General features: G+C 63.6%; 16 protein-coding genes and 1 pseudogene. All 17 read right to left on the bottom strand.

Annotation, left to right across the window (positions count from 1 at the left end):
- Window positions 1-197 precede the first annotated feature (197 nt).
- Window positions 198-1358: an acyl-CoA dehydrogenase family protein gene (locus tag B9Z48_RS08525; RefSeq protein WP_089961926.1), complete on the bottom strand. Its 1161-nt coding sequence runs from the start codon at window positions 1356-1358 to the stop codon at window positions 198-200.
- A gap of 38 nt (window positions 1359-1396) precedes the next feature.
- Window positions 1397-2278: a MaoC family dehydratase N-terminal domain-containing protein gene (locus B9Z48_RS08530; RefSeq protein ID WP_108377828.1), complete on the bottom strand. Its 882-nt coding sequence runs from the start codon at window positions 2276-2278 to the stop codon at window positions 1397-1399.
- Between the two features lie 544 nt (window positions 2279-2822).
- Window positions 2823-4346, bottom strand: coding sequence for a class I adenylate-forming enzyme family protein (locus B9Z48_RS08535; RefSeq protein ID WP_108377829.1), 1524 nt, complete (start codon window positions 4344-4346; stop codon window positions 2823-2825).
- Between the two features lie 3 nt (window positions 4347-4349).
- Window positions 4350-5345 (bottom strand): tripartite tricarboxylate transporter substrate binding protein, encoded by a 996-nt coding sequence (locus B9Z48_RS08540; RefSeq protein WP_233261063.1) that lies wholly within the window; start codon window positions 5343-5345, stop codon window positions 4350-4352.
- Between the two features lie 26 nt (window positions 5346-5371).
- Window positions 5372-6352: a tripartite tricarboxylate transporter substrate binding protein gene (locus tag B9Z48_RS08545; protein WP_108377831.1), complete on the bottom strand. Its 981-nt coding sequence runs from the start codon at window positions 6350-6352 to the stop codon at window positions 5372-5374.
- 93 nt (window positions 6353-6445) lie between these two features.
- On the bottom strand, window positions 6446-7612 hold the full coding sequence (locus tag B9Z48_RS08550) for an acyl-CoA dehydrogenase family protein (RefSeq protein ID WP_108377832.1): 1167 nt from the start codon (window positions 7610-7612) through the stop codon (window positions 6446-6448).
- A gap of 18 nt (window positions 7613-7630) precedes the next feature.
- Window positions 7631-8845: a thiolase gene (locus B9Z48_RS08555; protein WP_233261069.1), complete on the bottom strand. Its 1215-nt coding sequence runs from the start codon at window positions 8843-8845 to the stop codon at window positions 7631-7633.
- 81 nt (window positions 8846-8926) lie between these two features.
- Window positions 8927-9244, bottom strand: a pseudogene (locus B9Z48_RS21800) (Zn-ribbon domain-containing OB-fold protein); the annotation flags it as partial.
- Between the two features lie 9 nt (window positions 9245-9253).
- Complete coding sequence (locus B9Z48_RS08560) at window positions 9254-10174, bottom strand: SDR family NAD(P)-dependent oxidoreductase (protein WP_108377938.1); 921 nt, start codon at window positions 10172-10174, stop codon at window positions 9254-9256.
- 763 nt (window positions 10175-10937) lie between these two features.
- On the bottom strand, window positions 10938-11750 hold the full coding sequence (locus tag B9Z48_RS08565; RefSeq protein ID WP_108377834.1) for an enoyl-CoA hydratase/isomerase family protein: 813 nt from the start codon (window positions 11748-11750) through the stop codon (window positions 10938-10940).
- A complete protein-coding gene (locus tag B9Z48_RS08570; RefSeq protein ID WP_108377835.1) occupies window positions 11747-12538 on the bottom strand; it encodes an SDR family oxidoreductase in 792 nt (263 codons plus the stop codon). The genes B9Z48_RS08565 and B9Z48_RS08570 overlap by 4 nt, the downstream gene beginning before the upstream one ends.
- A 238-nt stretch (window positions 12539-12776) precedes the next feature.
- A complete protein-coding gene (locus B9Z48_RS08575; RefSeq protein WP_108377836.1) occupies window positions 12777-14492 on the bottom strand; it encodes a long-chain-fatty-acid--CoA ligase in 1716 nt (571 codons plus the stop codon).
- A 45-nt stretch (window positions 14493-14537) separates the two neighbouring features.
- Window positions 14538-15677 (bottom strand): acyl-CoA dehydrogenase family protein, encoded by a 1140-nt coding sequence (locus B9Z48_RS08580; RefSeq protein ID WP_108377940.1) that lies wholly within the window; start codon window positions 15675-15677, stop codon window positions 14538-14540.
- Between the two features lie 19 nt (window positions 15678-15696).
- Window positions 15697-16524: an SDR family NAD(P)-dependent oxidoreductase gene (locus B9Z48_RS08585; protein ID WP_108377837.1), complete on the bottom strand. Its 828-nt coding sequence runs from the start codon at window positions 16522-16524 to the stop codon at window positions 15697-15699.
- Between the two features lie 280 nt (window positions 16525-16804).
- Window positions 16805-17224 carry a MaoC family dehydratase gene (locus tag B9Z48_RS08590; RefSeq protein ID WP_108377838.1) on the bottom strand — a complete coding sequence of 140 codons (420 nt, stop codon included), beginning with the start codon at window positions 17222-17224 and terminating at the stop codon, window positions 16805-16807.
- A 10-nt stretch (window positions 17225-17234) separates the two neighbouring features.
- Complete coding sequence (locus B9Z48_RS08595; RefSeq protein ID WP_108377839.1) at window positions 17235-17687, bottom strand: MaoC family dehydratase N-terminal domain-containing protein; 453 nt, start codon at window positions 17685-17687, stop codon at window positions 17235-17237.
- Window positions 17688-17745: 58 nt separating this feature from the next.
- Window positions 17746-18939 (bottom strand): lipid-transfer protein, encoded by a 1194-nt coding sequence (locus B9Z48_RS08600; RefSeq protein WP_108377840.1) that lies wholly within the window; start codon window positions 18937-18939, stop codon window positions 17746-17748.
- Window positions 18940-19014: the final 75 nt, after the last annotated feature.

The raw sequence follows: 19014 nt of genomic DNA on the forward strand, positions 1-19014 counted from the left end.
CCAACAGGGGGACTGCATGTGCTTTGTGGGAGTTCCACCCCAAAAGGAGGGCTGCATGTGCTTTGTGGGAGTTCTACCCCAAAAGGAGGGCTGCATGTGCTTTGTGGGAGTTCTACCCCAAAAGGAGGGCTGTACGCTCTTTGTGGGAGCCCCGCCCTCGGGGCGATGGGTGGTGAACAGCGAAATCAGCATGCGCATCAGAACGAACGTGGCAGCCCAAGGATGTGCTCGGCCACGTAGCTGAAGATCATGTTGGTCGACACGGGGGCGACTTGGTACAAGCGCGTCTCGCGGAACTTGCGCTCGATGTCGTATTCACACGCAAAACCAAAGCCGCCGTGCGTTTGCAGGCAGACGTTGGCCGCTTCCCAGCTGGCCTTGGCCGCGAGGTACTTGGCCATGTTGGCTTCTGCCCCGGCGTTTTGCATGGCGTCGATTTTTTCGCAGGCTTTCCAGCGCATGAGGTTGGCCGCTTCCAGCTCGATGAAGGCGTCGGCGATTGGGAACTGCACGCCCTGGTTTTGGCCAATGGGGCGGCCAAAGACCACGCGGTCTTTGGCGTATTTGGTGGCGCGATCGATGAACCAGTAGCCATCGCCAATGCACTCGGCCGCGATCAGGGTGCGCTCGGCGTTCAGGCCGTCGAGCAAGGTCTTGAATCCTTTGCCTTCTTCGCCCAAGAGCGCGTCTTCGGGGATTTCGAGGTTGTCAAAAAACAGCTCGTTGGTCTCGTGGTTGACCATGTTGAGGATGGGGCGCACCGTGAGGCCATTGCCAATGGCCTGCTTCAAATCGATGAGGAAGCAGGACAAACCTTCGGAGCGCTTGGTGACCTGGTCGGCGGGCGTGGTGCGGGCCAGCAGAATCATCAGGTCGCTGTGCTGGATGCGCGAGATCCAGACCTTTTGGCCGTTGATCACCCAGCGGCCGTCTTTCTTGACGGCGGTGGTTTTGAGCTTGGTGGTGTCGCTGCCCGTGGTGGGTTCGGTCACGCCCATGGACTGGATGCGCAACTCGCCGGTGGCGATCTTGGGCAAGAGCGTGTTTTTCTGCGCGTCCGAGCCGCTGCGCACAATGGAGTTCATCACGTACATCTGGCCGTGGCACGCGCCCGAGTTGCCACCCGAGCGGTTGATCTCTTCCATGATGACCGAGGCTTCGGCCATGGACAGGCCCGAGCCGCCGTATTCCTGCGGAATCAGCGCGGCCATCCAGCCCGCCTTGGTCAGGGCGTCGACAAACTCTTCGGGGTAGCCGCGTTTTTCGTCGACCTTGCGGTGGTATTCGTCAGGGAACTGGGCGCACAGGGCGCGCACGGCGTCACGGATGTCTTGGTATTGGTCGGGTGAGGTTTGCATGGTGGTGGTGTCGGTAAAAATATTCAGTTCAAAAAACGTCAGGCCAGCGTGGCTTGCGCTTGCATGGTGAGCCAGCCTTCGTGGTCGCAGGCCCACAGCTCAATGGTCTTGCCATCGGCAGACGGCCGGCCATTCAGCCGGAAAGGGTGCAAGTCAAACGTGGGGCGCACGGCGCGAAACTGGAACGAGGCTACTCGCGCCTCAGGCACTTGGCGGCGCACCAGGTCCACCAACAAAGTGGCGATCAGCGGGCCGTGCACGATGAGGCCGGGGTAGCCTTCTTCTTGCGTGACGTAACTGCGGTCGTAGTGGATGCGGTGGCCGTTGAAGGTGAGCGCCGAATAGCGAAACAGCGACACCGGGTCGGGGACAAAATCGCGTTGCCAGGGCGCGTCGGTCTCGGCTGCGGTGGGCGGCACTTCAGGTGCGCCGGGCACTGCTGCTGCGCGGTACACGATGTCGTGTGTTTCGGTCAGGCACAGACCTTGGGCGTTGCTGAAAGCGTGTTCGACCTCGACAAACAGCAGGTCGCCCGTGCGGCCTGCCTTGTGTTTGACCGAAGCGATGCGCGAATGCTTTTGTGCGGCGTCGCCCACACGCAGCGGGTTGTTGGTGTGCCACTGCAGGCGGCCTCCGGCCCACATGCGGCGCGGCAGCGGCACGGGCGGCAAAAAGCCACCGCGCAAAGGGTGGCCGTCGGGGCCGATCTGGCTTTGTGGGGCCTGCGGCAAAAAGTACAGCCAGTGCCACAGCGGCGGTACGTCGCTGCCTGCGGCTTGGCGGGCGTCATCTCGGTCGAGCAAGGCGCTTTGGCCACGCAAGGGGGCGGCCACGATCTCGTCGGTCAGCGTTTCGCTGCGGCCTTCCCAGCTGCGCAGGTGGGCGACTTGGGTGGCGTCAAGGGTGGTGGGGGAGTTCATGGCCGTATCTTCGCCGAGTTCAATGGTGCGCTGGTCTGTCTTTATGAAAGACCATCTTTAGCGAACGTGAAGGGGGCATTTCGTTGTGGGAGCCCTGCCCTCGGGGCGATTCTTGGTGGTTTGCGCGGGCCCATCGCGGCGGGGGCGCCGCTCCTACAAGGGGATGTTTCGTTGTGGGAGACGCGCCCTCGGGGCGATTCTTGGTGGTTTGCGGGGGCGCATCGCGGCGGGGGTGCCGCTCCTACAGGGGGATGTTTCGTTGTGGGAGACGCGCCCTCGGGGCGATTCTTGGTGGTTTGCGCGTGCACATCGCGGCGGGGGCGCCGCTCCTACAAGGGGATGTTTCGTTGTGGGAGCCCCGCCCTCGGGGCGATTCTTGGTGGTTTGCGCGTGCACATCGCGGCGGGGGCGCCGCTCCTACAGGGGGATGTTTCGTTGTGGGAGCCCCGCCCTCGGGGCGATTCTTGGTGGTTTGCGCGTGCACATCGCGGCGGGGGCGCCGCTCCTACAAGGGGATGAAGGGGCGCGACCATGGCTCAGGGTTTCACGCCTGGCTGTACTGCTCCACCAGCTCACGCTTGAGCACTTTGCCGCTCAGGGTCATGGGCATCTCGGGCACTTGCACCACCATGGAGGGCCGTTTGTAGGGCGACAGGTGTTCGTGGGCGTGGGCCTTGAGGGCCTGCAGGTCCAGCTGCACACCGGGCTTGGCTTCGATGAAGGCCAGGATGTCTTCGTTGCCGTCGGCCGCTTTGCGACCTGCCACGGCGGCACGCTGCACGCCGGGCCAGGCGAGGAACACCGCCTCGACCTCGCCGGGGTACACATTGAAGCCCGAGCGGATGATCATTTCTTTCAGGCGTCCCACCACCTGCAAAGCACCATCGGCGTCTTGTCGGCCCAAGTCGCCGCTGGCGTACCAGCCGCCGGACTTGATGACCTGCGCGGTGATTTCGGGGTCGCGGAAGTAACCCGGCATCAAGCCCACGCCACGCATCCAGATCTCGCCCGTCTCGCCTGGGGGCAGGTCGCGCCCATCGGGGCCCATGATGCGCAGCTCAGCACCTTCCACCAGGTAACCGGCGCTGGTGTCGTCGCGCCACTCGCCCCGTCGGCACAGGGTCAATGCGCCTGCGTATTCCGACAGGCCATAACCGTGGTGCAGGGGTTTGCCAAAGCGTGCCTCAATGGCTTTTTTGACGCTCATGTCCAGCGGCGCCGCACCGGTGTAAACGTAACGCAGCTCGGGCGCTGCGGGGTGATCGATGCCCTGCGCATCGAGCCAGGCCAGCAGGCGGGTGAACATGGCCGGCGGGCCTTGCAGCTGTGTCATGCCTTGGTGGGCCAGTGCATCGAACACATCGGCTGGGTCAAACTGGCTGCGCATGAGCAAACCGGCCCCAACGTGCAGCGAGGCCATGAGCACCGTGCCCAGACCGAAGATGTGCGTCATGGGCAGATAGGCGTACGAGCGGTCTTTAGGGGTCAGCTGGCGGGACTGCGCCGAGACCTTGGCAAACTGCAGCAGCCCCGCATGCGTGAGCATCACGCCTTTGGGCTGGCCCGTGGTGCCCGAAGTGAAAATGATGGCCGCCACGCGCTCGGCCAGTTCGCCCGTTTGCGCTGTAGCTTCAGGCGCGGCCAAGGTGCGTTGCAACGCCGGTTGCACGCTGGCACGCGTGTCGTATTGCTGCGCGTGCTGGCGCGCCGCAGCAGACACGCCCACCGTGAAATACAGCACGCGGGCATCGGCCTTGGCGGCAAAGCCCGCGAGTTCGGACGCGGTCATGCGCGCATTGACCCCACAGGCCCAAGCCCCCACACGGCTGCAGGCCAGCACCAGCGCCACATGCTCGGGGCAGTTTTCGGCGGCCACCAGCACACGGTCGCCCACACGCACACCCGCTTCGCGCAACTCGGTTTCCAGCGCATTGACCTGCTGCGCCAGCTGGCCCAGCGTCATCACCCGGTCGGGCATGAACAAGAAAGGGTGATCGGGTGCCTGCGCGACGCGCTCGTCAAACAGGTGGTGAATGCGCGTGTGGGGTGAGGTCAATTGCACAGCCATGTTTTATTCGAAGGTCATGCCTTTGGTCACTTCGGCCCACAGCGCGTGTTCGCGGCGCATGCGCTCGGCCAGGTCGGCGGGTTTGGCGTTCCAGATCACATAGCCTTGGTCCACCCAGCGCTTGTTCAGCTCGGGGTCTTGCAGGGCGCGGGCCGTGGCGGCGGTGATTTTTTGGCTCACTTCTGCGCTCATGCCCAGCGGGCCATACAGGCCATACCAGCCGCCCACGTCGTAATCACGAATGCCCAACTCGGTCATGCTGGGCAGCTGCGGCAGGGCCGGGTTGCGCTCTTTGGAGGTCACCGCCAAAGGCTTGACCTTGCCGCCGTCGATGTGGGCCTTGGCCCCGCCCACGATGTCAAACATCATCTGGATCTGCCCGCCCATCACATCGGTCATGGCCGGGGCATTGCCCTTGTAGGGCACATGGGTCATGTTGATGCCCGCACGGCGCGCAAACAGCTCGCCGCTCAGGTGGTTGGAGGCGCCCATGCCTGCTGAGCCATAAGCCAGTTTGCCCGGATTGGCTTTGCCAAAGGCCACCAACTCGGGCAAGGTTTTGAAGGGCTGGTTCTGGTTGATGACCAGCACGTTGGCATAGCTCAGGATGGTGGCCAGCGGGGTCATGTCCTTGAGTGGATCAAAGGCCATTGCTTTGAGCACATGGGGGCTGATGGTCATGGTGGGGCTGGCGGCATAGAAAATTTCCAAGCCATTGGGCGCGGACTTGACCACGCTGTTGCCGGCCACCGCACCGCCCGCACCGGGGCGGTTTTCCACGATCACGGGCTGGCCCAGTTCGCGGCTGAGCACCGGCGCGAAGACCCGCGCCGACGAATCCACGGGCCCGCCTGCGGCATAGCCCACGATGAGCTTGACGGTGTTGCTGCCTGTGGACTGGGCCCAGGCCGTGCCGCCCCCCAGGGTCAATGCCAGGCCCAGCAAGCCCAAAACGCCTCGGCGAGAAGGCCTCTTCAAAGATGAAGCTTGAATACTCATGTCGTTCTCCTGTTGTTTGTTTCTACTCAGTTCAGCGTGATCTTGGCGTCGCGGATGATGCGGGCGTACACGTCAGCATCGGACTTGACGACCTTGGCAAAGCTGTCGGTGGTTTCACCGCCGGGGATCAAGCCCATGGCTTCGATCTTCTCGCGCACATCGGGCAGCTTGAGGATGCGCTGGGTCTCGGCCGAGAACTTGTCCACCACCGGCTTGGGCGTGGCCCCTGGCAAAAACAGACCGAACCAGCCCATGGGCTCGTAAGAGTTGAGGCCTTGCTCTTTGAGCGTGGGCACATTGGGCAGCCAGGACAGGCGCTCGGTGCCCGTCACGCCCAGCAGCTTGAACTTGGGCAAATGCTGCTTGGAAGAGCCCGCATCCATGAAGGCCGAAGACAGCTGACCGCCCATCATGGCCGTGACCAGTGGCGCACCACCCTGGTAGGGCACATGCGTCAGGTCCAGACCCGACTGCAGATTGAGCAAAGCGCCTTGCAGGTGGGCCGAGGTGCCCGGGCCATAAGAGCCAATGCTGTGCTTGCCGGGGTTGGCCTTGACCAGGCTGGTGAACTCGGCGAGGTTGTTGATGGGCAGTGTGGGCGATGCGGCCAGCACGCTGGGGCTGATGGCCACACGGCTGATGGGCGCGAAGTCCTTGATCGGGTCATAGGGCAGCTTCATCAAGGTCATTTGCTGCACCAGGGCCACGATGCCAAACAAGACCGTGTGGCCATCGGCCGGGGCTTTGGCCACCAGGTTGTTGCCAATGGTGCCGCCTGCGCCAGGCTTGTTCTCGACCACCACGGTTTGCTGCCAGCTGTCCTGCATTTTTTGCGCGACCATGCGGGCCAGCACATCGGTGGCCCCGCCTGCGGGGTAGGGCACGATGAACTTGATCGGCTGGCTCGGGTAAGCCGTCTGGGCCTGAGCCAGGGCGCTGCCTGCGCCCATCACGGCCAAACTGCTGAGCGTGGCCAGGGCCATGCGGCGGGTGAATGTCTTTGTCATGTCTTGTCTCCTTGTGTTGTTGTCGAAAGGGTTCACGCTGACGGGGCGGGTGCTTTGGAGCGGCTTTCGCCGCAAAACGAACCCACCCTTGGCTCAGCCGCGTGCTTCACGCACCATGTTGCGGCCAATGATGATTTGTTGTATCTGGGTCGTACCCTCATACAGGCGAAAAAGGCGCACATCGCGGTAGAAGCGCTCGATGCCGTACTCGGACAAGTAGCCCGCGCCGCCCAAAATTTGCACCGCCCGGTCGGCCACGCGGCCACACATCTCAGACGCGAACATCTTGCAGCACGAGGCCTCGGTCGACACGCTGCGGCCTTCGTCGCGCTTGCGGGCGGCGTCGATCACCATGCACTCGGCGGCATACAGCTCGGCCTTGCTGTCGGCCAGCATGGCCTGCACCAGCTGGAACTCGGCAATGGGCTGGCCAAACTGCTTGCGGTCGATGGCGTAGCGCAGCGCGTCATCCAAGATGCGCTGGGCCACGCCCACACACACGGCGGCCAAATGGATGCGGCCTTTTTCGAGCACCTTCATCGCAGTCTTGAAACCCTGGCCTTCTTGGCCACCAATCAGGTTGGCGGCCGGGACACGCACGTTGTCAAACATCACGTCGCAGGTGTGTGCGCCTTTTTGGCCCATCTTCTTGTCGTTCTTGCCCAGGCTGATGCCGGGCGATTGCGCGTCGACGATGAAAGCCGACACGCCGCCCGCGCCTTTGTCGGCCGGGTTGGTGCGCGCCATGAGCGTGAAGATTTTGGAATGCGGCGCGTTGGTGATGTAGCGCTTGGTGCCGTTGACGATGTAGTGGTCGCCCTCACTGTCCGTGCCTCGGATGGCCGTGGTGCGCAGCGATGCCGCATCTGAGCCCGCGTCGGGTTCGGTCAGCGCAAACGAGGACGACAACTCGCCCGTGGCCAGCTTGGGCAGGTAATAGGCTTTTTGTGCTTCGGTGCCGTCCATCAGGATGCCCTGCGAGCCAATGCCCACCGTGGTGCCGATCACCGAGCGGAATGCAGGCGAGGTCTTGCACAGCTCAAACAAGAGGCGCGCCTCTTCTTCCATGGTCAGCTCCAGGCCGCCATAGGACTCGGGGATGGTCAGGCCAAACAGGCCCATCTCGCGCATCTCTTGCACGATGGCTGGCGGGATCTCGTCGGTCTCGGCCACTTCGTTCTCGGCAGGCACCAAACGCTCGCGCACAAAACGGCGCACGGAGTCGAGCAAGGCTTCAAAGGTTTCGGGGTCTCGGATCATGGCTTGTGGGTGATGAATTTACAAAGTCTCAAAAGTGCCGAGGATGGCCGTGGACTGGCTCGACAGCGTGCCGCCATTGCCGTGGGCCAGCGCGGTTTGCGCACCCGCCACTTGACGCTCGCCGCCTTCGCCGCGCAACTGGCGCACGGCTTCGATCAGGGTGAAGATGCCGTACATGCCGGGGTGCGTGCACGACAGACCGCCGCCGTTGGTGTTGACCGCCAGGCGGCCACCGGGCGCGATCGCGCCACCTTCGACAAATGCGCCGCCTTCGCCTTTTTTGCAAAAGCCCAAGTCTTCCAGGAAGAGCAAGGTGTTGATGGTGAAGGCGTCGTACAGCTGCACCACGTTCATGTCGGCGGGCGTGAGGCCCGCCATGGCAAAGGCTTCGCGCCCCGACTGGCTGGCCGATGTGACGGTGAGGTCGTGCATGGACGAGACCTGGCGGTTCCAGTTGGCGGTGGCGTTGCCCAGCACGTAAACAGGTTTCTTCGGCAGGTCACGCGCACGGTCGGCACGCACCATCACAAAGGCTCCGCCGCCGTCGGTGACCAGGCAGCAGTCGCGCACGGACAAGGGGTCGGACACCATGCGGGCCTTGAGCACCTCGTCGATCGACAGCGGATCGCGCATGAAGGCTTCGGGATTGCGCTGCGCCCAGGCGCGGGCAGCCACGGCCACTTCGGCCAGCTGGCGGCGGGTGGTGCCGTACTCGTGCATGTGCCGGCGCGTGGCCAGCGCGTAGGCGCTCAGCGGCTGCATCGGGGCGTAGGGGGTTTCGTAAGGCTGCGGGTCCATCACACGGCGGGCCTGGGCGATCTCGGCGCGGCCAAAGGTGGACGTGCGCTGCGTGCTGCCGTAGCACACCAGCACCGCGTTGCACTGGCCTGACTGCAAAGCCATCATGGCGGGCAAGAGGTGCGCCACAAAGCTGGAGCCGCCGAGCATGGTGCCGTTGATGTAGCGGGGGTTGATGCCCAAATACTCGGTCACCGGCATGGGCCACATGGTAGACAGCACACTGGCGGTGCACAGGCCATCGATGTCGCTCATCTTCAAACCGGCATCGGCCACCGCGGCGTGTGCGGCGCGGGCCAGTACTTCCATCTCGGTAAAACCCGTGGCTTCGCCACAGCCAAAGGTGGCCACGCCCGCGATGGCAGCGCTGCCGCGCAAGGCCTTGAGGCCGGTGGACGAGTGCAACGCCGCCGATGCGGCCGGGCCACGCGGCACGGGCTTGGCCGACGTGGCCTCTGTGCTGACCGGGTCAAACACCACCACGCCTTGGCCTTTGTCGACCTCCACACGGGCCTGCACCCGCTGGCCCACTTGCACGGCGTCGACAGGGTCCATGTCCACGCGGCTCATCAAGCGCACGCCTTCGTCCAGATCGATCAGGCAGACGTTGTAGTCGCCACCCGCATCGGGCTTGCGGCGCACCGTGGTGACCGAATACACCGTGCCCAGCCCCGTGGGGGCCACCAGCGCCAAGTCGTTGCTGCCGCAGTGCGGGCAAACCTCACGCGGAAAGTAAATGTGCTGGCTGCAACCACCGCATTGCTGAATCAGAAACCGGCCTTCGGCCAGGGCGGCTTGGTGTTGGGCTTGCACGCCTTGTGGGTTGTCGCTCATCGCAGCTCCTTAAATGGGGTCCCAGCTGAACACGTCGCCCGAGCGGTCCAAATCGAAGAAACTGGACTTGAGCGCGGGCATGGCCTGGTCGAGCACGCTCTGCGGCGTCCAGCCCTCGCTGCGGTGCACCGAGCGGATCGGGCGCGGCTGGCTCATCAAAAAGATTTCGTTGTTGCGCACGGCAAAGACCTGGCCGTTCACATAGGCCGAGTCGTCGCTGGCCAGGGCCACAGCCATGGGCGCAATCTTGGCGGGCGTCATCTGCTTGATGCGCTCGACGCGGGCTTGCTCTTCGGGCGTCTCGGTCGGGATCGAGCCGATCATGCGACTCCAGGCGAAGGGTGAGATGCAGTTGGAGCGCACGTTGAACTTTTGCATGTCGAGCGCGATCGACTTGGACAGCGCCGTCACACCCAGCTTGGCCGCCGAGTAGTTGGCCTGACCGAAGTTGCCCACCAGCCCCGAGGTGGACGTCATGTGGATGTAATTGCCGCTTTCCTGCTCCTTGAAGTGCGGAGCGGCGGCGCGGCTGACGTAGAAAGCGCCGTACAGGTGCACCTTGAGCACGGCATCCCACTCGTCCATGCTCATCTTGTGGAAGAAGCGGTCGCGCAAGATGCCTGCGTTGTTGACCACCACGTCGATGCGGCCAAAGCTGTCGATGGCCGTTTGGATGATGCGCGCCGCGCCTGCGGCGTCCGACACGCTGTCGGTGTTCGCCGCTGCCTGACCGCCCATGGCTAAGATTTCGTCCACCACTTTTTGCGCGGGGCCTGCGTCTTGGCCTTCGCCGGAGACGGACGCGCCGATGTCGTTGACCACCACCTTGGCACCTTCGCGCGCCATGGCCAGCGCGATGTCGCGGCCAATGCCGCCACCTGCGCCGGTGACCACGACGACTTTGTCTTCAACCAATCGGGCTTTGCTCATTTTTTCTCCTGTGGGTGCCGGGGTGCTGGCCATTCATGGCGTGCACACCCCATGGGGGTTGATGTATCTTGATGCGTTCAGTGATTCTGAACAATCTGCCAATGCTGAAGCGGGGGTTCAGCATTGCAAAACTCAGGGATTGCCCTTGGTTTGGGCACTGCTTTTTGCAGGAACCCCGCCCCGAGGGCGATGGTCGTGGTCTGCAGGCGCTTGATCGCGGCGGGGGCGCCGCTCCTACAAAACTCCGCTTGCACAAAACGCCGTAAGCACTCGGTCTCGGCGCTGCTTTTTGTAGGAGCCCCGCCCTCGGGGCGATGGGGCGTGGTTTGCGAGCGCTTGATCGCGGCGGGGGCGCCGCTCCTACAAAACTCCGCTTGCACAAAACGCCGTAAGCATTCGGTTTCGGCGCTGCTTTTTGCAGGAGCCCCGCCCCGAGGGCGATGGTCGTGGTCTGCAGGCGCTTGATCGCGGCGGGGGCGCCGCTCCTACAAAACTCCGCTTGCACAAAACGCCGTAAGCACTCGGTTTTGTCACTGCTTTTTGCAGGAGCCCCGCCCTCGGGGCGATGGGTCGTGGTCTGCAGGCGCTTGATCGCGGCGGGGGCGTCGCTCCTACAAAACTCCGCTTGCACAAAACGCCACAAGCACTCGGTCTCGGCGCTGCTTTTTGTAGGAGCCCCGCCCTCGGGGCGATGGGGCGTGGTCTGCAGGCGCTTGATCGCGGCGGGGGCGCCGCTCCTACAAAACTCCGCTTGCACCACGCCTCAATCCTTGTGGGCTGGCCAGGCAAAGGCCAACGGTTGTTTGCTCAGAAACCGGTTGACGGCTTCACGGTGTTCGGCGGTGCCTGCGGCCAGCGCTTGCGCTTGGGCTTCGGCCGTCAACATGTCTTGCAGACCCCCACCCAAAGCGCTGCCCAAGCTGCGCTTGATGAGCGACACCGCTGTGGGCGATGCACCCACAAAGCTGCGTGCCATGGCGTGTGCGCGGGCCAACAGTTGTTCGGGCGCGTGCAGCTCCATCACAATGCCCAGCCGCAAGGCTTCTTGCGCGTCGATGTCGCGGGCCGAGAGCATGATTTCTTTGGCACGCTGCACACCCACCACCCGGGGCAAGGTGTAGAGCGCACCCACATCGGGCACCAAACCGACCTTGAGGAAGGACATGTTGAACCAAGCACGAGGCGTGGCCAGCACGAAGTCGGCCGACAGCGCCAGACTGAATCCCGCACCGGCGGCCGCGCCATCGACGGCGGCAATCACCGGACGGTCGAGCGTGAGCAAAATTTGCACCCATTCGTGCAAGGTCTGCATGCGGCTGAGCCAAGCGCCGTTTTCATGCTGGACCTCGGCCATGTTTTTCAGATCACCGCCCGCACAAAAGTGCCCACCTGCGCCCGTCAGCACCACGGCCCGAATGTCTTTGTTTTGCTGAATGTGACGCAGCGCCACAACCAGACCATCGCGCATGGCCATCTCGAGTGCATTGCGCTTGGCTGGACTGTTGAAAGTGAGGGTGGCGACTTGGTCACTCACCTCAAATTGAAGTGCTGTTGATGCAAGGGTGTTGGCGGTCATGTCAAGGCTCCTGAGTAATCCCGGCCACCGGCCAGGGAACTGCCACCGTCCACCACCATGATGGCACCGGTGACGAATGCGGCGTGCGGCGACGCCAAAAACAGCGCCATGTCGGCGATCTCTTCGACCCGGCCCATGCGCTGCAGGGGCACGGACTGCGTCATGCGTTGCAGCGTCTCGGGTGTGGGCGCGAGGCGGCGGATGCCTTCGGTGTCGCCAATCGGACCGGGCACGATGGAATTCACGCGCACGCCTTCGGGCCCCCACTCCATGGCCAGCACCCGCGTGAGCATGTCCACGCCCGCCTTGGCCGCACACACATGGGCTTGCAGCTTGGTGGGGTTGAAGGCCTGTGGTGCCGAGATGTTGATGACGCAGGCACCTGGACGGCGCAGGTGTTCGTAGCCTGCACGCAGCACATGGAAGGTGCCGTTCAGGTCAATGTCGACCACCGTCTTGAATCCGTTGGCCGACATGCCCAAAGCGGGTGCCAGAAAGTTGCCCGCAGCGCCCGAGACCAGCACGTCAAACGGGCCAATGGCGTCACGCGCCTGCTGCAGCGCAGCGGCAATGCCTGTGGCGTCGCGCACATCGGCGCTGTAGCCCTCGACCTGCGTGCCATGTTGGCGCAATTGTTCAACCGCTTGGGCCACGCGCTCGGCGTTGCGGCTGGCAATCGCCACGTTTGCCCCGGCCTGGGCAAACGCGGTGGCGATGCCCAGGTTGATGCCGCTGCTGCCACCGGCCACAAACACCGACTGGCCTTTGAAACTCAAGGGGATGCGCATGGGGTCTCCTGTTGGGAAAAGTGCGATTTGCAAATGGATGCTTTGGCGTGGGCTCCTGCAGCTAAGCCGTCTGGCCCTCGCAGGTCGGTGGCTTTAGCCCCGACATGCGGCCTGAGCCGAAGCCCGCCATGTCGGACCTGAAGGTACCGACCTACAACTGCAAGCGATGGCTTGCGGGCCACGGGCACCCCATCGCCAGCAGGGCTGGCTCCTACACAACAAGCGGGGTGCGGGTGGGTCATGGGGTCGCCTGTGGAGGGGTTGCGGCCAAGCGGGCGCGTTCTTGCTCTTGCAACTGCCGCCAGAGGATCTTGCCGGTGCCCGACTTGGGCAGCACGTCCACAAAACGCACGATGCGGGGGGTTTTGTAGGCGGCCATGTGTTCACGGCTCCAGTCGATGAGGTCTTGCTCGGTGACTTGGCCTTGGAAGGCAGGCTTGAGCACCAAGAGGGCCATCACGTTTTCGCCGCGCTTGTCGTCGGGCACAGCAATCACGCAAGCCTCGTGCACGGCCGGGTGTTCGTACAAGGTGTTTTCTACCTCAGCGGGCCAGACCTTGAAGCCCGAGACGTTGACCATGCGCTTGAGGCGGTCGCGCATGAAGAAGTAACCCTCTTCGTCCACGCTGGCCAGGTCGCCCGTGCGGAAAAACGTTTGGCCATCCAGCTCAAAAAATGAAGACTGGTTGGCCTGCTCGTTTTGCCAATAGCCGCGCATCAGTTGCGCGCCACGCGTGACCAATTCACCCACCTCGCCGACGGGTAACTCGCGCAGGGTCTCAGGGTCCACGATGCGCGCATCCACGCCGGGCGTGATGACGCCCAGGCACTGGCGCTTGCCGCGTGCCGGTGGGTTGCCCAGCAAAAATGAAGCGGTCTCGGTCATGCCGTAGGCTTCGTTGTAGGCGATGCCAAAACGCGTTTGCAGCAAATTCGCCACCGTCTCGGGCATGGCGGCACCGCCGCCCGACAGGGTGGACAAGCTGCTCAGGTCGCGCTGCGCGGCGGCCGGGTTGGCAAAAAAGTCGATCAGCATGGCGGGAGGTGCAGACCAAGTCGTGACGCGGTGCTTCTCGATCAAGCGCGCCGCTGACGCTGCATGCCAGCGCGGCAGCATGACCACGGTGGCCCCCAGCGTGATCGGCACGTTCAGGCCGCCTTGCATGCCCAGCATGTGGAACAGCGGTGCCACGGCCAGAAACACCGAGTCCATGTGCATGCTGCGCCAGACCTGCGCAGCCATGTTGGACGCCAGCACCGTGGCGTGCGTGTGCATGCAGCCCTTGGGGTGACCGGTGGTGCCCGAGGTGTAGGGCAGCACACACAGGTCGTCGCTGTGTGGGTGCTCTGCGGGCGCGGGCAAGGCCTGTGCGATGGCGTCTTCGAGCCCATGCAGGCCCGGGGCCTCGGGCCACTGGCGCGGGGCCAACACAACTTCAGGCACCTCATCCGGCACTTCGTCACTGACGGGCTGCGCGGGCAAGCCTTCTGAATAGGCATGCACCAACACGGCTTGCAAGGCATCCGGGTTGCCAGCTTGCAGCAACGGCATGACCTGCGGCAACAACTCTTGCGCCACCATGGCCACGCGTGCGCCGCTGTCTTGCAGGTAGTAGCGGATTTCGCTCTGCGTGCACATGGCGTTGACCGGCACCACCACGGCCCCGGCGCGCATGATGCCGTAGTAGGCCGCCACGTATTGCGGGGAGTTCTGGCTCATCAACAAGACCCGATCGCCGCGCTGCACACCCAGGCGCTGCACAAGGTAACCGGCCAGCGCCTCCACACGCGTGAGCAGCGTCGCGTAGCTCAGCGTGCTGCCGCAAAAGATCACGGCGGGCTTGTTCGGAAAGCGCTCGGCCGCGACCTGAACGTAATGCGTGAGCGGTACCTGCGGCAGGTTCAGCGTGCGCGGAACGCCTTTGGGCCAATAAGGCAGCGACGATGTGGACATGAGCGGCTCTTTAGGCAGGTGCGGTGTGGGGGTCACAAACGGTGATCACAAACTGCGCGAGATCAACTCTTTCATGACCTCGCTGGTGCCGCCATAGATGCGGGTCACACGCGAGTCCACAAAGGCGCGGGTGATGGGGTACTCCATCATGTAGCCGTAGCCGCCGTACAGCTGGAGCAACTCGTCGAGCGCCTTGCCCAGCTCTTCGGTGGCAAACAGTTTGGCCATGGCGCCTTCTTGCACGGTGAGCTTGCGGCGCAGGTGCTCGGCGAGGTACTGGTCCACCATCATGCGCACGGCGGTGGTGCGGACTTTGATTTCGGCCAGTTTGAAGCGGGTGTTCTGAAAGTCAAACAGCGGCTTGCCAAAAACCACGCGCTCTTTGGTGTAGCGCACGGTCTCGTCAAACATCGCTTCCATCTTGGCGGCGGCACCCAGCGCGATCACAAAACGTTCTTGCGCCAGCTCTTGCATGAGGTAGGCAAAGCCCTTGTTCTCTTCGCCCAGGATGTTGGTCACGGGCACGCGCACGTCTTCAAAAAACAGCTCGGCGGTGTCGGCCGCTTCCTGGCCCATTTTGTCGAGCTTGCGGCCTTTGCGAAAACCGGCGCGGTCGGCCTCGACCAAAATCAACGACACGCCTTTGGCACCCAGCTCGGGCTCGGTCTTGGCCACCACCACGACCAGGTCGCAGTTCAGGCCGTTCGAGATGAAGGTCTTGGCGCCGTTGATGACGTACTCATCGCCCTCGCGGCGCGCCGTGGTGCGGATGGCTTTGAGGTCGCTGCCCGCGCCGGGCTCGCTCATGGCAATGGCCAGGATCACCTCGCCCATAGCACATTGGGGGAGCCACTGGGCTTTTTGTTCTGGCGTTCCCAAGCGCTCGATGTAAGGTGCCACCACGTCCGAGTGCAGCCCAAAGCCCAAGCCGCTCACACCCGAGCGGCCAATCTCTTCGACGATCACGGCCGCGTGGCCGAAGTCGCCGCCGCCACCGCCCCATTCAGGGTCCATGGTGGCGCAGAGCAAACCTTCGCGCCCGGCCTTGAGCCAGGTTTCGCGGTCCACCTTGCCGTCTTTGTCCCACTGGGCTTGGCGGGGTTTGCATTCGCGCTCCAGAAAGCGGCGCACGGTGGTGCGCAGCATTTCGTGATCTTCACGGAACACGCTGCGGGGGAAAGTCAGGATGCTGTCCATACGCGCCTCAAGGACGGCCGCCGCCGCAAACCAACACCTGGCCGCTGACGTAGTTGGACTCAGGGATGCAGAACATGTAGACCGCGCCCGCGGCCTCTTCGGGTGTGCCGCCCCGGCCCAGCGGGATGGTGGATTCGGCGGCCTTCAGGCGATCGGGTTGCACGCCGACGGCGATGGTGCGGCCCTGAATCTCCACGCTGGCGTCACCCGCCGTCAGGGGTTGCGTCAGGCGCGTCATGATCAGGCCGAAGGCCACGCTGTTGACGTTGACCTTGTAACGGCCCCACTCTTTGGCCATGGCTTTGGTCAAACCGTTGATGCCGGCCTTGGCAGCGGCGTAGTTGGCTTGGCCTGCGTTGCCGTACACGCCCGAGGTGGACGAGATGTTGACCACCTTGCGGTGCTTGGGCGTGCCCGCTTCGGCCTCTTTCTTGGCCGCTTCGCGGATGAAACCCGAGGCAGCGCGCAAGATGCGAAACGGTGCCGTCATGTGCACGGCCAGCATGGCATCCCACTGCTCATCGCTCATCTTTTGCAGCACGTTGTCCCAGGTGTAACCGGCGTTGTTGACGATGATGTCGATGCCGCCAAAGGCGTCGAGCGCGGTCTTGACGAAACGGTCGCCAAAGTCGGTGTCGGTCACGCTGCCGATGCAGGCCACGGCCTGGCCACCGCTGGCGATGATGTCGGCCACCGTCTGCTCAGCCGGGGCTTGGTCGAGGTCGTTGATGACGACGCGTGCGCCTTCGCTGGCGAGCTTGAGCGCGATTTCACGGCCGATGCCTCGGCCAGAACCTGACACCAGGGCCACTTGGCCTTCGAGTTTGCGGGTCATGAGGAGTCCTTTTCTATGGCATGTTGAAGTTTGAAACGTATGCGCAAGTCATTTCGTAGGTCGGTGGCTTCAGCCCCGACATTGCTGACTTTGGCGGAGGCTGCATGTCGGGGCTGAAGCCGCCGACCTACAACATCTTTGTGCATCGATCTCGTAGGTCGGTACTCGCAGAGTCCGACATGATGGGTTTCGGCACAGGCCCATGTCGGGGTCTTCGACCGCCGACCTACAACATCTTTGAGCATTGAAAATTTCACAGAGCCGAATCAATCCTGATGTTTCAGGCCAGCGCCACCACGGCGTCGCCTGCCAGCTTGACCTGGCCTTCGGCGTTGGCGGTGGTGAGCGACAGGCGCACACGGCGCTCGCCATCGACTTCAAACTTTTCGGTCACCTGGCCTGTGCAGGTGATTTTTTCGCCCACCTGCGTCATCGCGGCAAAGCGCACGCTGTAGTCGCGAATGGCCGTTTGCGGCACCCAGTTGGTGAGCAGGCGGGCCAGCCAGCCCATGGACAACATGCCGTGGGCGATCACATCGGGCAGGCCCGCGATGTGCGCGAAATCGGTGTCGACGTGGATCGGGTTGTGGTCGCCCGAAGCGCCACAGTACAGCGCCAACGTTAGGCGCGAAACGGGTGGCAACTCCAGCGCAGGAATGGCGTCGCCCACTTGCAGGGCATCAAAAGAGGGGAGTGTCATGGGGGTTTCCTTATGCACTGACGCCGTGGCGCAAAACGGTCACGGCGCGCAGGTCGGCCACATGCTCGCCACGCTGGTTGCTGACGCGGGTTTTGCGCACGACGAATTCGAGTGCGCCACCCTTTTTGTCGTAGATGTCTTCGATGCGCTGTTCAAAACGCAGCACATCGCCCGCATAGGCCATGCGGTGAAAAGTGAAGCCCTGCTCGCCGTGCAGCAGCTTGCGGTAGTCCATGCCCAGCAGGTTGCGGATCGCGGCCGGGTCGGGCGACTCCATCTCCAGGCAAAACAAAAACGTGGGCGGCACGGGCAAGGCCGGGTGCCCGGCAGCGCGGGCAGCTTCTTCGTCGGTGTAGACCGGGTCGGTCTGGCCCGTGGCCTTGGCGAAGAATTTCAGGCGGCCCTTTTCCACCAGCACCTCGAAGGCGGGCATGGTGTGGCCGATGTATTGGCGGTCGATCATTTTTCACCCCCTTGGGGGGCAGCGACTACACGAAGTGAGGAGCGTGGGGGCTTCATATTCACACCTTTTGGTACAGCGTGACCACACAAGCACCGCCCAAGCCCAGGTTGTGCTGCAGCGCCAAACGTGCGCCTTCGACCTGGCGCTGGTCGGCTGTGCCGCGCAGCTGCGAGACCAGCTCGTAACACTGCGCCAGCCCGGTGGCCCCCAGCGGGTGGCCCTTGGACAGCAGACCGCCAGAGGGGTTGGTGACGATGCGCCCGCCGTAAGTGTTGTCGCCGTCCACGATGAACTTTTCGGCGGTGCCTTCGGGCGTGAGGCCCAGGCCTTCGTAGGTGATGAGTTCATTGGCCGTGAAGCAGTCGTGCAGCTCCACCACGTCCAGGTCTTCGGGGCCGATGCCAGCGGCTTCGTAGACCTGTTTGGCCGCGTTGGCCGTCATGTCGTAGCCCACCACGCGGCGCATGTCATCGCTCTCGAAGGTGCTGGGGGTGTCGGTGGTCATGGCCTGTGCGGCAATCACCACACTGGCGTCCAGCTTGTGCTTTTTGGCAAAGTCGGCCGAGCAGACGATGGCGGCCGCCGCGCCGCAGGTGGGCGGACAGCACTGGTAGCGCGTGAGCGGACCAAACACGGTGGGCGAAGCCATCACCTCTTCGAGCGAGAGCGTCTGGCGAAACACGGCCAGCGGGTTGCGCGCCGCGTGCTGGCGCGCCTTGACCGAGATGCGGCCAAAGGTGTCGGCGCGGATGCCGTGCTCCTTCATGTAGTCCAGGCCTGCGCCCCCAAAGAACTGCGCGGCACGCGGGGCAGACTCATCAAAACCTTGGTGCGCGGTCATGGCCTCGACAAAGCGGACCATGGGCGCGGGGCGGTCTTGGTACGCCCCTTTCAGCGGGCCGGGCACCATCTGCTCAAAACCGAGCGCAATGGCGCATTCGACCATGCCACTCTCCACAGCTTGGCGCGCCAGGTACAGCGCACTCGACCCGGTGGAACAGTTGTTGTTGATATTAAAAACCGGGATGCCGGTCAGGCCCACGCCGTAAATGGCCGCCTGCCCGGCGGTGGAATCGCCATAAACATAGCCCACATAAGCCTGCTGCACGGCGTCGTAGGGCACGCCCGCGTCGTCAAGCGCCAGCTGAGCCGCCCGCGCACCCATGAGGTGGTAGGACTCGCTGGCCCCGGGTTTGGTGAAGGGGATCATGCCCACGCCGACGACGTGAACTGCGCGCTTGCTAACGGCCATGCCTGCTCCTTGAAAAGGTCGATACGGACAAAGTATCGAGCGCCAAGGAGGCTTTACCAATCGCCAATCAGGTCA

Source organism: Limnohabitans sp. WS1, assembly GCF_003063265.1.
Taxonomy (GTDB): domain Bacteria; phylum Pseudomonadota; class Gammaproteobacteria; order Burkholderiales; family Burkholderiaceae_C; genus Limnohabitans_A.